This window comes from Shewanella sp. 10N.286.51.B2 (genome assembly GCF_041469265.1).
GTDB lineage: Bacteria > Pseudomonadota > Gammaproteobacteria > Enterobacterales > Shewanellaceae > Shewanella.
On record NZ_JBFRKH010000007.1, the window covers coordinates 93,576 to 109,303 of the forward strand.

At 40.9% G+C, this 15,728-nt stretch carries 10 protein-coding genes; 4 read left to right on the forward strand and 6 right to left on the reverse strand.

Annotation, left to right across the window (positions count from 1 at the left end):
* Positions 1-220 precede the first annotated feature (220 nt).
* Positions 221-1,690, reverse strand: a complete 1,470-nt coding sequence (locus tag AB4140_RS01595) for a phospholipase D family protein (RefSeq protein ID WP_303459014.1) — start codon at positions 1,688-1,690, stop codon at positions 221-223.
* An 86-nt stretch (positions 1,691-1,776) separates the two neighbouring features.
* Positions 1,777-3,870 (reverse strand): carboxylesterase family protein, encoded by a 2,094-nt coding sequence (locus tag AB4140_RS01600; protein ID WP_371999514.1) that lies wholly within the window; start codon positions 3,868-3,870, stop codon positions 1,777-1,779.
* Positions 3,871-4,338: 468 nt separating this feature from the next.
* Here AB4140_RS01600 and AB4140_RS01605 point away from each other — a divergent pair, with 468 nt between their 5' ends.
* A complete protein-coding gene (locus AB4140_RS01605; protein ID WP_371999516.1) occupies positions 4,339-5,517 on the forward strand; it encodes a patatin-like phospholipase family protein in 1,179 nt (392 codons plus the stop codon).
* Positions 5,518-6,230: 713 nt separating this feature from the next.
* Here AB4140_RS01605 and AB4140_RS01610 read toward each other — a convergent pair.
* On the reverse strand, positions 6,231-6,890 hold the full coding sequence (locus tag AB4140_RS01610; RefSeq protein ID WP_102520790.1) for a nitroreductase family protein: 660 nt from the start codon (positions 6,888-6,890) through the stop codon (positions 6,231-6,233).
* Positions 6,891-7,293: 403 nt separating this feature from the next.
* Here AB4140_RS01610 and AB4140_RS01615 point away from each other — a divergent pair, with 403 nt between their 5' ends.
* Positions 7,294-7,950: a LiaF domain-containing protein gene (locus tag AB4140_RS01615; protein WP_371999518.1), complete on the forward strand. Its 657-nt coding sequence runs from the start codon at positions 7,294-7,296 to the stop codon at positions 7,948-7,950.
* A 411-nt stretch (positions 7,951-8,361) separates the two neighbouring features.
* A complete protein-coding gene (locus tag AB4140_RS01620; RefSeq protein ID WP_371999520.1) occupies positions 8,362-10,953 on the forward strand; it encodes a M1 family metallopeptidase in 2,592 nt (863 codons plus the stop codon).
* A gap of 61 nt (positions 10,954-11,014) precedes the next feature.
* On the opposite strand, the gene AB4140_RS01625 is transcribed toward AB4140_RS01620, so the two are convergent.
* The 3 genes from AB4140_RS01625 to gloA all read right to left on the reverse strand — a co-directional run bounded on the left by AB4140_RS01625 (position 11,015) and on the right by gloA (position 13,707).
* Complete coding sequence (locus AB4140_RS01625; RefSeq protein ID WP_371999522.1) at positions 11,015-11,875, reverse strand: DMT family transporter; 861 nt, start codon at positions 11,873-11,875, stop codon at positions 11,015-11,017.
* A gap of 260 nt (positions 11,876-12,135) precedes the next feature.
* Positions 12,136-13,236 carry an alkene reductase gene (locus tag AB4140_RS01630; RefSeq protein WP_102477049.1) on the reverse strand — a complete coding sequence of 367 codons (1,101 nt, stop codon included), beginning with the start codon at positions 13,234-13,236 and terminating at the stop codon, positions 12,136-12,138.
* 87 nt (positions 13,237-13,323) lie between these two features.
* Positions 13,324-13,707 carry a lactoylglutathione lyase gene (gene gloA, locus AB4140_RS01635; protein WP_102439116.1) on the reverse strand — a complete coding sequence of 128 codons (384 nt, stop codon included), beginning with the start codon at positions 13,705-13,707 and terminating at the stop codon, positions 13,324-13,326.
* A 370-nt stretch (positions 13,708-14,077) separates the two neighbouring features.
* Between gloA and AB4140_RS01640 the strand changes: the two genes are divergently transcribed.
* Positions 14,078-15,628: a helicase HerA-like domain-containing protein gene (locus tag AB4140_RS01640; RefSeq protein WP_368389899.1), complete on the forward strand. Its 1,551-nt coding sequence runs from the start codon at positions 14,078-14,080 to the stop codon at positions 15,626-15,628.
* Positions 15,629-15,728 lie beyond the last annotated feature (100 nt).

Consider the following 15,728-nt stretch of genomic DNA (forward strand, 5'->3'; position numbering starts at 1 on the left):
ATAAAAACAATGGATTATTGTTTATTTCTAGTAATCCTTTCAGCTAACAAACTCTCAACTAATCCTCTCAGCTAATAACCTGTTAGCAAATAATCTGTTAGCAAATAATCTCTTAGTCAGTAATCTATTACCTAACAAACTCTTAGCTAACATGCTCTTATATTGTGGCGTTAAATGACTTACGTAAAGAAAGCGTACTAGCCCCTAAATATGGCTTTAATTAAAGCTCTGACTCGCCATTCATTTTCCTTATCAGCCAATCCGGTAAAGCATGCCAACCACCATAATGAGGCGAAGCGTCATAGCTTTCATCACCTGATTGCCAGTTAATACTGCCGTCTTCTTGTTGAGTTACATGCCAATAAAGCAATTCTTTATTGGCCAGTAAGTAGTGCTCTAACGTCAAGGCGAATTCTGGGCTCTTGATTAACACCCCAAACTCAATATTTAAAAAATCTGAACGTGGATCAAAGTTCGATGATCCAATGTAGGAATATAAGTCATCAAAGATAAAGGTCTTATTATGGTAATAAGTATCACTATGGTAAAAATGATCACTATTTTTAGCATGATCTTTATATTCATATAAATCCGCCCCCATATCTAATAACAGTGGGCGATGCTTTTCAAAGTATGCCGGCACAAACCCCGAATCATTTGATGCCGATGAATTTGTGATTAAAGTGATCTGTGCATTATTGGCACTAAGCTTTTCAATAATGGTAAATTTATTATCGGTTGGAATTAAGTAAGGCGTTGAAATTACGGCTTTCTTGGCATCATTCACCGGATCAGTCATTAGATTTTCAACTCGACTTCTAAAATATGGCTTACTGTCTTTCATCTTTTCAAGCGAATCAAAGACAGGTTTCACAACAGCTGCGGTATAACCCACTTCTGTTAAGCTCTGCACTTGCTGATTAATCGCATTCACCACTTGTTGGCGGTTTTCAGTTTGTTGCCGATAAGTTTTTTCAAACTCGGTAAATACTCCCACCTGCTTCACTTCTACAAGCATTTCGATTGGGATCAAATAATCAGTGCCCCACAGCCCATCAAAATTCGCTTCAAAAGCCTTAATGACGTCACCTTTAAAAATGACATCTAAATCAAAAAAGTTTGCCTCAGTGCTATAGCCAAAGTAGTCATCGCCAATGTTTCTGCCACCTAAAATCATATTGTGACCATCAACGTTAAAGTACTTTTCATGCAGGCGATTATCCAGCTGTTGCTGATGAATTTGAAAGTCCATCGCACGGCCAATCCAACCCATTTTTCGAGAGTCGAAAGGGTTAAAAATACGAATATCGATATTTTGATGGTGGGCGAGCTCTGCAAGCCACTTTTCATTAAACACCAACAAGTCATCAAGGGTTACTCTGACTTTTACACCGCGATCGGCAGCTTGCTTAATTTCGGCAAAAAGCATTAATCCCGAGGTATCTTTATTCCATGAGAAGTAAGTCATATCAATAAAGCTTTTGGCTTGACGCACTAGCTCAATACGCCTCGCTAAGGCTTCTGGTGCAGTAGGGATTAAGTACAAATCAGCATGGTATTTTTTCGAGTCCCAATCCGCTTGAAAACCGTCCTCAACCTCTGGGTAAGACGTTGCGCAGCCAGTCACCACTATGGTAACAATAATAAAGCTAAGTACAGTTAGGCACTTAGAAATAGAATGCATGTTCATTGATATACCGTCATTATGGTTAAAAAATTACGGCTAGCAAATGCTAGCCGCCAATCAAAGCGATAAAGATAAAGCTTATTTAGTCATTAATTAAAGTAGCCTAAAATTAAGCCTAAATCCTCAAGACCCGTTAAGCGACCTTCGCGTAACTCTGGGTCAAGACCAGCTTGCTTTCTTTTATCCCAATTCTCTTCAACTTGAATGCTGGTGTCAGCACCAATCACTAACACAGTGTCATCCGCGGTAGTGAACTGATAGTTGTCAAACAAGGCATCGCTAAACCATAAACGCGATAGTTTATCCATTAACGCAACATCAGATGCACTTGGGTTAATCTTATTACCTGTTACAGTGTAAGGCTTATTAAATACGAACGGTAACTCTGCACCCACGCACATTTTACCTATACAACTAATTGATTTAATCAATGCACCAAGATCAATGCTGGTTGCATCATTACTGGTGGTCCACACATTAAAGCTTGGTTGATAATCAAAATTGTATAACGTTACCGCCTGCTCGGCAGTGTCGCTTGTTTGCTTGGCTTTAACACGTGCAGGCCCACTAAATAACATGTCATTGGTTAACAAATTAAATTGCGCCATATTACCCGTAGCACCAGTTAATTCATCTTCTTCATTCGGATAAAAGTCAGTTAATGCAAACACGCTATCAATTAACTCACCATTACCTAAACCAAAGAAAAAGCGGGTAATTGCGTCATAAGCGGTACTCGGTAAAATATCACCTAACTCAAGTTGTGCTTCAATTTCGTCAGCCGTTAAACCCATTAACTGTTGCTGTACTAATTCCAAGTTATCTTGCGATGCTAACCAAGCCTCAATATCTGCCGCGGCGGCATCTGGGTCTTCTGGCGCATTATTTTGCTCGTTGATTAACTCAATGATAGTTGGGATCAGTGAAGTTAAGCTTGGCACATATGACACAATTCTAGAATCATTGGTGTTAAAACCTAAAACCGTCGGTACATTTAGCTCAGTGAGTGCCGGCTGTGCTTCTAAATGATAACCCTTCACTTCAGGCTCTAAAAAACTGCCCTTTGGACGATAGTCCATATAAGGAGCAAAAGGTTTCAAATTAGCAAATGGCGTAATTTCTGCGTCTAACTTTGACCCGATACACAAGCCACTGCCAAATAAATTATCAAGGTCAATACAGTCAAGCCCTGACCAAGCGCCAACTTTCGCTAATGGGTTAAGTGCTTTTTCTTGCACTTGCATAATTTGTTCAAGGGTTAAGTCATTAAGCGAAACCGCTGCGGTAGTGCCAAATAATTCATCACCATAAGCTTGTAACTTACCTTGATAAGTTTTTGCTTGGTTATAAGATTTGTAATCAAATCCATAAGGGTTTGATTGCATAATGGCACGTTGGAAGTAGGTACCAGTGATAACTTCCTTAGTTTCAGTTTGTTGCAAAATACCCACCGACATCGCACCCGCACCTTGACCAACAAGGGTGACTTTTTCTGGGTCACCGCCAAAGGCGCTAATATTGTTGTGCACCCATTCAAGCGCGCGTTTTTGGTCACCTAAAGCAAAATTACCGCCTTTGTCGTTCTTACTACCATCAAGCCAGTAGCTACCTAAAATACCTAAACGATAATTTAGAGTGACCGCAATAAATGGTTTATCATCTAATGCCCCCTGAGCGACAACATTATCGCCTTGTACTAGCGGGTCTGAGCCTGAACCAAATTCAAAGTCACCACCATGAATAAACACATAAACCGGTAATTCAGCGGACTCGACCGTATCTTCTGGGCGCCAAATATTAAGGTTTAAACAATCTTCTGATTGCTCCTGCACCGTTAAATCAAGTTGCGGACAGGCATCACCAAAAACCGTTGCATCGACCACATCTGTTAATTCTGTGACCACACTGTGCTCAAAGCGCGCAGAAGTCGCATAAGTAATGCCTTTAAACGCCTCTAACTCAACTCGCGTTGCAGTACCCTCTACATCATTAATCACCACTGACTCTTTAAGCCCCATTACGGTGCTATCACCAATGATCCGATCAATCTGCTGTGGTGGCAGTGGCTCGACAACGGGTACTTCAGGTTCTGGATCTGTAACACTAGGGCTGTCATCACTGCCACAGGCCACTAATGTTAATGAAATAAGCACTGCAAGGGTAGAACGGTAAAACACGGTCATAATTAACTCCATGTATCTCTGATTGCTAGGGTTTGGCTAGTGAATCATCAAAGTAGCTCAAGCCTAATATTAGGTTAAAGTTTGCATCTTTGCTGTATGAGCCTGAATAATTAAATTTATAGTAATTAATTTAACCCTTACCTTGTAATCGCTTATGAAGGATCGAACCATCATCATTAACATTGAAGTAATAAAATTAACCGCTATAGAGTAGTAAAAGCGTGAGATTTACACGGTTTAAAATCGATAAATCGCCCATCTACCCCCAATTGACGATAGCAATTCACGTTAGCCGTTTTGTGAGGGTTAAATCCTTCAAACGCGATTTAACAGATTACACAATGTCCATTAACCTTCTAATATTAATTATCAGCAGATCATAGAAACCGCTTTGCTTCTATAATATTGCTAATTTGATTTAAAATATCTTTAGATTTTTAGCCGCTAAACGGCTAAATGGAGACACTAATGAACACCCCGAAGAACCTTATTAAGTTAATATTTTTTGCCTTGTTCATAACGGCCTGTAGCTCAAATCATCAACTTGAACAACGGGTTGATGCTAATAATTACAAAGATGCTCTCGTGGCGGCGGATCAAACCGAAATAGCTGAACCTTATCGATTTTGGGCTGATGAACAACCTGGGTTTTTATATGATGCAACCACCAACACCACACCATTAGCAAGTGCGTCAGAAAAGCTAAATATATTAGTGTTATCGGGTGGTGGTGCTAAGGGTGCTTATGGCACCGGAGTAATAAACGGCCTTTATGATAGTAATCAACTACCGCAATACACCATTGTCACAGGGATCAGTGCAGGCTCTTTGATTGCACCATTTGCATTTATTGGTGGTGATGAAATTCATCGATTAAAGCAAGTCATGCTAGGCCTTAACGATAAGGCTATATTAGGTAAACGCAATTTTTTAAATGCTCTTTTTAAAGATGCCTTTACTGATGGCAGTAGTCTATATGAGCTAGTGGAGCAGTTTTACCCTGCTACAATGATTGATAAAATAGCGACTGAACACCAAAAAGGGCGTCGACTATTTATTGGCACTACGCAGTTTGATTCTGGCGAGCTGATGATCTGGAATATTGGCCAAATTGCTGCCAGTAACTTACCAAATAAATATGACTTAGTTCATCAAATTTTAGCCGCAAGCTCGTCAATTCCAGGGGTGTTTCCACCACAATTCATCAATGTTGAGATAGATGGAAAGCCTCTAGAAGAACTACATGTTGATGGCGGCATGAACTCACAAATGTTTGTCGACCCAGGTAATTTCGATTATGGGTTAGTCAATCAGGCTTTAGGTTATCAGCAACCAACTAATATTCACGTTATCCGTAACGGGGTATTAAAATCACCTTATATTTCCCTACATGATAAAGGCCTTGAACTACTGAATCGCAGTTTGAAAAGTATGACGATTCAACAAGCTAGAGGTGATTTATATCGAATGCTGTATTACAGCGAAGTAAATAACTACGATTTGTCATTCACTTATATTGACGACAAGTTTGATGCAGAACCTGCCACCAAGAAAATGTTTGATCAGCAGTACATGGAAGCCTTATACCAAAACGGCTATGACAAGGCGGTAAACAACAATTTATGGCAAAACCAAGTTCCTTATTAAAGAAGTTATAGTTTACTTTCACGACTCTCCCAAGCCATTACTGGGAGAGTAAAATCAAGCTAATACGTCATTATTAATCCCACCTTTTTACCATTTTATCAGCATTTTTAGTCGCTTTAGTTATGACTCTACACTTTTTGGAATAACTTACCATGTTGAGAACGACTTGAAACACTGAACATAATGGCGGCTTTATCAATAAGCTGCAGCTAAGTAATTCCTCTTCTTAATACTGTCTGTTGTTAGCGATTGCGCAATGCCTTAATGATATTACTATCAACCAAAGCAGCTGCATTCATCCATCAATATTCATGCCTCCCATCAAATACATTCCATTCTTCATAATATCGTTTCAGCGCCAGCGGTTCATGGCATGACACGTATGAATAGCACCTTGCAGAGGCTACTCAATTTCATCAGTATTCCAGTTAAAGTCAGTCCCTATAAAGGTTTAACTCATGCTCAACGTTAATGTGACGGGTTACATTGCAGTATTATCAGTCATTTAGGGCTTATAAAAGCCGAACCTAAAATTTTCCACCTTCCTGTGAAATAGTAACTGTTTAAAATGGAGACTAAGCTGCTGATTTAATCTTTTAAAAATACTCAACACAAAAAAGTCCATCAAGAGTACATGATGGGCTTTAATAACAGGGACAGAATAATCAATTAGAAAGGTGTTACAAGCTATAATTTAAACGACCAAATATAGTTTATAAAACTGTGATGATATCTTGTTCAGGTAAGCGTGATTTAGGTAGGCCAAAGTTATAATCTTCGCCCTCTTTGTGATAACCCATTGCTAGCGCAAACTCACAAACGTAACCATCTAACTCTTCTTTAAAAATCTCACCAATTAAGCTTGGGTCAACGCCTTCCATCGATGTAGAAGCAATCCCTAAACGAGCTAGCGTATGCAAGGTATTACCAATAGCAATATAGGTTTGCGCTTTAGTCCAATGGCCATTAAAACCACTGTCATCAGTATTTTGCTCTGCAAAACCAAAAGCACCATTTAGCATGTTGTCATACATGTCTGCCGGTAAATGACCTGACGACACTTCAACATCAACAACTTTTCTGTAGTCATCTTTAGTGAACTTAGGGTTATGGGCAAATAAAATCACATGGGAGGCTTCAGTAGCATGAGGCTGATTAAACTGGTGCATATTGGCAAACGTTTCATGAAAACGTTGTTTTGCCACATCAGTTTCTAATACGATAAATTTCCACGGCTGTGAGTTAATAGAAGAAGCAGTTAAACGAATCGCTTGTTTCACTACGTCCATATCCGCTGCTGAAATACGCTTACTTGAATCATACTTTTTCACAGTATAACGTTTATTCAAATCTGCAATAATTGGGTGTGACATAATGATTTTCCTCATAGGTGATGCCGATGCGGTGCATTTTAGGCTTTTCCATTGAGAAAAAAAGAGTGCTAGACACCAATCTTTATGGTGTATTTAAACCATAAAAGTAATAGCTAAAAGCAGTTCTTTATGGCTGAAGAGCGTCACGTTCTGCAAATAAAAATAACAACCCCATGGCAGTTTACAGGTTATTTTGACGAATTAAGCTGGGAACTTTCACTACATTATTGCTATTTATTAAGTCTAATATTGGTAACCAATGACCAAAAAAACCTAAGACTCTGTTTAAAAACATTATATTTAAACTGGCCTGCACATTGCTTTAATTTAACTTAAATACAACATCTGCCATAGTGACTAAAATCTGAGTCACTATGTACTATAAAGTCCAAGGAGTGACATTATGGCCGTGATTTTAGAAGATCGTCCTATTGAGCAAGTCAGAGAACAAGTTATCGATCAGTTAATTGTCAATTATAGCCACGGCATTATCTCTGCTGAAGCCTTTGAAAGACGCCTTGATGAGGCAATGAACTCCAGTGACCATCAAGAGATAATCGCACTGGTCGCAGACCTAACCTTAACCGCTGATACTGACTATAGTCAGCAAAAAGACCACCAGTTTGCGCCAAACTATGGCAGCAAAACTGCCACTGAAGATATGCGCTTAACCAGCATATTAGGTAACAGTGAACGTAGCGGCCAATGGGTGGTGCCAAAGGTTATTAAGGTTAATAATATTATTGGCGAAACCACTCTGGACTTTAGTGATGCCATTTTTCAGCATCAACATGTCACCATTGAGATTAATTGCTTTTTGGGCAGTAGCAGTATCTATGTTCCTGAAGGCATTAATGTGGTGTGTAAAACTTACGGGCTCGTCAGTAGCATTGAAAACAAAGCGCCTTCTATCGCAACCCGCCAAGCTCCTGTCATCACCATTGAGGGTAAGGTTATTTTGGGCTCGCTGGAGGTGTCTATCAAGCGCACCATTAAAGAAAAGTTTATCGAGTTTGCCAACAACTTAAAATCGGCATTCGATACTAAAAACTACTTTTGATACTAAGAACACAAGATCCGAATATAAGGCAAACCTCAATGATAATATTTGCCTTATTTCGGCCATTAAATCAGCTCTAAGCCATAAGTAACTCAATACCTAGCAATCGCCAAGCTGGGATTAGATGATGCTTCAATCAAGCGCTACTCTAAGTAATCACACTAAATACTCTAAGCAAGTCATCAATTGTTACAACAACCCCAACTTAAATGATGCTCGTAAGTTACCGCTTAGCTGTTAACTTGTTATAATCAGCATCAGCTTTAAATGACCCTATAGAATCATCAATGCAATGGTTCCAATACAAGCGTTATGAATACAATCGTTATCAATAAAAACGCTAATAGTCACTCAATCCTAATCAATGCCATTAAACATCATGGAATGATAATTAAAACAACAGGAAATAACATGTATCGAATCGTCACTGCGGGACTGGTTACGCTCTCATTTGTGGGAAGTACCGACGCCTTAGCCAATGAATACGTGCTAAGTAAAGTCGCCAAGCCACTATCACAAAGTATTAAGCTCAACTTAGATCCAGTAAAAGATCAGTTTTCAGGCAGCACAGCCATTCAAATTGAAGTGCTTGAAGCCACTAAGCAATTACAACTTAACGGCTTAGAATACACTGCTAGCAATATCCAGTTAGATGCCAAATCAGCTAACAACAAAGACTGCCAACTAGATGTAATCATGCAAGATACTGGGGTGGTTTTGTTTAACTGCCCACATACTATCGAACCTGGTGCATATTCTTTCTCAATGGATTTCACAGCCCCTTATAACCGTCAATCTGTCGGCCTGTATAAAACCATTGATGGCGGCCTGCCCTACTTATTTACACAGTTTGAAATGAGTGATGCGCGCCGCAGTTTTCCAAGCTTTGATGAACCAGAATATAAAATCCCCTTTCAAGTAACCATCACAGCCCCAAGTACTGAAAAGGTTTACAGCAATACCCCTGAGCTTTCAGTTGCAACCAAAGATGGCCTGACAACTCACGTATTTGCTCAAACCAAGCCAATATCCTCTTACCTTGTTGCTTATGCTGTGGGTCAATTTGAAGAAATTGAAGTCACAGGCATGAAAGTCCCAGGGCGCGTAATAACCACTAAGGGGAAAATCGAGCTAGCCAAATATGCAGCCGAGCAAATGCCGTTAGTTCTAAAAGCATTAGAAGATTATTTTGGGGTCGATTACCCTTATCAAAAGCTTGATAGCGTTGCAGTACCTGAGTTTCCTTTTGGGGCGATGGAAAACGCAGGCTTAGTCACTTATCGTGAAGATATTTTGTTAGTTGATGAGCAAACCGCCAGCCAAAATAGCAAAAAAACGGCCGTTTCAATTATTGCCCACGAGCTAGCACACCAATGGTACGGTAACCTAGTGACTATGCAGTGGTGGAATGACCTATGGTTAAACGAAGCTTTTGCAAGCTGGATGGCGGCTAAAATCACCGAACAAATTCATCCTGAGTTTGAATCTAACTTAGCATTATCCAAAAACTACGTGATGTCATTAGATGCGCGGGTATCGACCAAGCCAATCCGCAAGCCCATTAAGAACGAAGCCGACATTATGGACGGTTTAGGCCTTGCCTATAGTAAAGGCGAAGCAGTGCTAGATATGGTAGAAAACTATATCGGTGAAGCTGAATTTAATAAGGGTATTCGTCAATACATTAAAGATCATGCCTTTCAAAATACTGAAGCTGATGATCTTTGGAATGCCTTATCAAAAGCCTCAGGTAAAGATGTTGGCAGTATCTTAAGCACCTTTATTGAGCAATCATCTTACCCTTTAATCGATGTGTCATTAGCAGGTGATAAGCTAACCCTTAAGCAAAGCCGCTTTGTGAATGCTGGCACTGAAGCTGCAAAGCAGTCTTGGACTGTGCCGGTATCGGTTAAATATGGTAAAGGTGACAAAGTTGCAACCGAAACCATTTTACTCACCAGTCAATCGCAAACCATCAAATTAGCATTCAGTCCTGATTGGATTTATCCAGATTCAGACGCCATGGGTTACTACCGCTGGTTGTTAGATGAAACACAAATGAGCAACTTATTAGCCAATGCTAAAACCCAGCTTACAGCTCGTGAGCGTAAAGCCTTGATCTCAGCTGCTGATGCCTTATTAGATGCAGGCTTTATCTCAGGTGGTGAGTTACTGAATATTTTAGGCGCATTTATTGATGACCAACATCCGCAAATCGTCTCTGCCGCATTAGGTTACTTACAATCTCAAAAACGCACCTTTATTGATGACACCAACCAAGAGCTATGGGCTAAGTTCATTGCCTCAAGAGCACAAAGCGCAATCGAGAAGTACGGTGTTACAGCAAAAGTTGATGAAAAGTCATCTATTAGTAAGTTACGCCCAACATTGATTAACTTATTAGCTTTTGAAGCCAAAGATAAAGCCACAATTGCAACCGCTAAAAAACAAGCTGACTTGTACCTTAATGGTAATAACGATATTGACCAGTACCTTATCGGCACTTACCTCAATATTGCAGTGTATTTTGGTGACAGTAAGGTATTAGCGAAAGTAAAAGCTGAATTTGAGGTAACGAAAGACCCGCAAAAACGCACTCGTTTAATGTATGCCTTAGGCTATGCGCCTACTGAAAAACTACAAAACAGCGTGCTAGCTTATAGTTTGACCGATAAAGTCAATGCGCCAGATTTACGCTATATCTTTGCAGGGCAAGCTTATACCGATGAGCGTAAACAACGCTTTAGAGATTGGATCTATGCTAACTTCAGCGCCATAAAAGCGAAACTACCTCCCTTTGCGGTGGCGATGATCCCATCGTTTACCGGTAGCGGTTGTGATTTAGCGGCACTAGATACAACCAACACATTCTTTAAGCCAAAAGTCGCGCAAACACCTGAGTTTGGCCGTACCTTAGCCAAGCTCGATGAAAGTGTTAAAAACTGCGTCAGCTTAAAGCAGCGTGAACTTGCCAGCGTTGAGAAATACTTAAACCAGCTCTAATCGGTCTGTAGAGCCTTAACTAAAAAGCCAGTCTCACGACTGGCTTTTTGTTGTTAGTGCATCAGTTAGCGTTTTTAGGTGGCTTAGACAGCTTAATATAAACACTTAGGGATATAAAAATCAGCGCACCGCCAATAACTTTTTGCAGCGAAATTTGCTCATCTAACAGACTAAAGCTTAAGATCATGGTCCAAATAGGCTCTAAAATCATAATCAATGCCGCGGTTTCCATCTTAACTTGATACTGGCCTAGAGTCTGAAATACATAACGCACTGACGTAGCGATAACAGTAGAGACCACAAACCAAAATATCAAACTATCATTGACCTCAAAGCTTAATTGCTGGGTAAAGGCTACATACACAGCAGCAACTAAGCCAACCATAAATAACTGTAAACATATCGAATCAAGTGGCTTAATACTGCGACTAATTTTTTTGTTCAACACAAAATGAACAGACAGCAATGAAGAGGCAAGTAAGAAATACCATTGACTGGTCTCCACTTGCCAGCCATTACTTAAACTCAGTAACATCATCCCTACCACACTGATGGGTAAAGCTAACCAAAATGCGCGGTGAGGCTTAACTTTAAACAAAAACCAGGCGGTCATAGGCGCAATGATCATCGCTAAACTCATGATAAATGCCCCTTCAGACAGGCTATTACTGATCGATACCGCAAACACCCAAATCTGTAACGACATCCCCAAGAAAATGCCTACTCCGCAGGCTAATAGCAACTGCTTGGCTCTTAATCGCCAAATACTTTTATAGCAAAAAGGTAATAAAATCAGACTAGCTAACATAAAGCGGCTAGCAATAAACACTTCGCCGGGCATTTCATCAACCACAAGCTTTGACGAAATCCAGCCAACAGCAGCCAACAAGGTGGCAATAAATAAATATAACGCTCCGCGCATTGATAATTCTCTAGAGTAATATTGAAACAGACACAGCTCATCAGCGCCTAAAACAAGCAGGCCGCAGTGAAAATAAGATTAACTAAAGTGCTGTATCAATATGCATGGATCGTCATGCATTGATAAAAAGAAAGGTATTAGCGGTTAGCTTAACCACCCCCTCATATAGTAAAATAGCCACTTTACAGTGAAGTAAAGTGGCTATTATATTTTAACCTGTTTAGCGACTGCTTAACTAGCAAGCGTGCGCTTTATAGGCATTAGTTGCTAGCATACTCACAATAATCAGTTAAGCCTTTCTCATCACCACCAAATAAGGTGGCTGGATCATGCGCAGCCAATGGGTAACCATGCTTAATACGGTTAGGTAAATCTGGGTTTGCCACAAATGGGCGGCCAAAACCAACCATATCCACTAAGCCATCTTGTATCGCTTGCTCTGCGGTATCGGCGTTATACTTACCGGCATAAATGAGTACCCCTTGATATGCTTCACGTACCGCTTTTTTAAAGCCTGCTGGGGTTTCAGGAGCATCATCCCAATCCACTTCTGCAATATGTAAATACACAATCTTATGGGTATTTAATAACGCTGCTGCAGCAGTGTAAGTTTCAACAGGGTTAGCATCAACGGTGCCATTTAATGAAGTAAATGGAGCTAAACGCACCCCAACTCTGTCAGCGCCAATCGCCTCAATCATAGCGCCAACCACTTCACTTAAAAAACGTAAACGGTTTTCTACTGAGCCGCCGTATTCATCGGTGCGGTTATTCGCCTCTGAATCAATAAACTGGTTAATTAAATAACCGTTAGCAGCATGTAATTCAATGCCATCAAAACCCGCTTCAATCGCATTAAGCGCCGCTTGACGATATTCTTCAATCACAGCTTTAATATCTGCTTTGGTCATCGCCCGTGGCTCAACCACATCAACAAAACCAGGCTCTTGGGTGCCGTTGTCGATAAAGACTTTTACATTTTCAGCTTTAAGGGCAGAAGATGAAATAGGTTGCTCGCCACCAATATTATCAGGGTGAGTAACGCGGCCAACGTGCCAAAGCTGAGCAAAAATAACCCCGCCTTGTTGATGAACTAAATCAGTGGTTTTTTTCCAACCCGCAATTTGTTCAGGGCTGTAAATACCCGGTGTCCAAGCATAACCTTGACCCATTGCAGAAATCTGCGTGCCTTCAGCCACAATTAAACCCGCTTGTGCGCGCTGAGCATAATATTTTGCCATCATGTCATTAGCCAAGTTTCCTGGCTGTGAAGCACGTGAACGGGTCATTGGTGGCATTACAATCCGGTTGGTTAGTGTATGACGGCCTAGTTGCAGCGTTTGAAATAATGCTTGTTTCATGTTGTCATTCCTCGAAAAATGGGTCATTGAGCAGCCGATGTAATAGGGCTTTGAGGTAACGAGCTCAGTTCAGTTAGCTCGGTTCAGTTAGCTCAGTTGAATCAGCTCAATTTGATAGTTATCAGGGTCAGTGATGAATGCGATGTGCGTCGCGCCACCTTTTACAGGGCCGGGCTCACGAGTGACTTTTCCGCCTAAATCTTTAATCTTGTCGCAAGCAGCGTAAATATCATCCACACCTAAGGCTAAATGACCAAAGGCATTACCCATATCATACTGGTCTGTATCCCAGTTGTAAGTCAGCTCAATGCTAGTGCCATCTGGCTGATCGGCATAACCAACAAACACTAAGGTATAACGATATTCAGTGTTTTCAGCTCTATCGAGCACACTCATACCCAGCACATCAGTATAAAATTCAATCGATTTCTCAAGATCTGCAACTCTGATCATAGTGTGTAAAAATTTCATAATTTGCCCTTAGCTTCACAGAGATGAAAGCGCTGTTAGTAGTGATAACAAAATAACAATCTAAAACGCTTGCTTTGATTTAATAGGGCTAGTTTACGGCAATGGAGAGGATTAAAATAATTATTAAAAATTCTTAAAATGATAATATTTTATTATTCATTTGAGCTATAGAGTTTATAGCGCTACAAAAATGAATCACTCGCTAGCGACATGCTACTTAGCGGCCACAGCGTTTGTGCGCCAGCCAATCAATTCGACATTCTTATTTTACATTCTTGTTCTACACTGTTATTGCCATAAACGTATTACATAAGCGTTAACCATCACCCCTTTGTGCTTTTACCTAAAGCAATATCTGCAAGGAGCGACAATGAAACAAAGTTCAACAAACACGATATTGATAGGTAAAGGCGATAATCCCGTTGAGCTACAACTGCGTTATGGTAATCGTCATGGCTTAATTGCAGGAGCGACAGGTACGGGTAAAACGGTCTCGCTGATGATGTTAGCTGAAAACTTTTCCCGTCAAGGTGTGCCGGTTTTTGTTACTGATATTAAAGGGGATATTTCAGGTCTAGCCGCTGCAGGCAAGGTGTCAGATAAACTATTAGCCCGCGCTGATAAAATTGGTATTAGCAATTTCAGCCCCCAAGCTAATCCATGCGTTTTTTGGGACTTACTCGGCCAGCAAGGTCACCCTATTCGCACCACCGTCAGTGAAATGGGGCCAACATTATTAGCCAGAATGCTGGGGCTAAATGACATCCAAAGCAGCATTTTAGACATCGTTTTTGCCTTAGCCGATAGCCGAGGCTTATTACTGCTGGATTTAGACGACCTTAAAGCGCTTCTGACCTTGGTCTCAAAAGAGCGTAAAACCATCAGTGCTGAATACGGTTTAGTCAGTGCGCAATCATTAGCGGCGATTCAGCGATCGCTGATGAGTTTAAAGCGTGACGGTGGTGAGGTTTTCTTTGGCGAGCCCGCCCTTGAGCTAAGTGACATCATGGGCGTTGATGAGCAAAACCATGGCTTAATCAATATTCTGGCGGCAGATAAATTAGTATTAACCCCAAATTTATATGCCAGTTTTATACTATGGTTGTTATCAGAGCTATACGAAAACCTGCCTGAGGTCGGCGATGCCGATAAACCTAAGTTGGCCTTTTTTATCGATGAAGCTCATTTACTGTTTGAGGATAGCCCAGATCATCTACTTAAGCGTATCGAGCAAATTATGCGCCTAATCCGCTCTAAAGGGGTCGGGGTGTATTTTTGCTCACAATTTCCAGACGATATACCCGATGCGATATTGGGGCAATTGGGTAATCGTATTCAACATGCTTTGCGGGCTTATACACCAAGGGACCAAAAATCGGTTCGCGCCGCCGCTGAAACCTTTGTGGTAAATCCTAAACTGGATATCACCGCAGTGATTTCTAGCTTAGCCGTGGGTGAGGCCTTAGTATCAACCTTACAAGATAATGGTGTGCCCAGTATGGTTGAGCAAACGCTGATATCCCCGCCCCGCTGTCGTATGGGGCCATTAACACTGACTGAGCGTAATGCTTGTCGCGCCCAAAGCCCTATCGGCAATCATTATGATATCGCCATTAATCGCGAGTCGGCTTATGAACGCCTCAATCAACTCGAGCAACTTGAAAAAGCCCCTGATGCCAAGCCTCCTATAGAAAAAGCTGACACTAAAAAGTCTACCCCAAAAAAAACAAGCTCAACACCCCAAAAAGATAGCGAGGATGAACAAAGCAATTGGTTTAGCGAATTGCTATTTGGTACCAAACGCCGTCAAGGCCTAGTGCAGAGCTTTTCAAAACAAGCTGCACGCGCTGTCGGGAGTAAGTTTGGCAAACAGATTTTACGAGGAATATTGGGCAGCATTAGCGGTAAAAGCGGTAAATAATTGTTTGCGGTTATATTGCTCTAGCCAGTCATTTTAACTCATCCTTGACCTGTAAATAGGAATTTTTAGCCATAACTGCCTAGAAAGATCACCTTGTGAC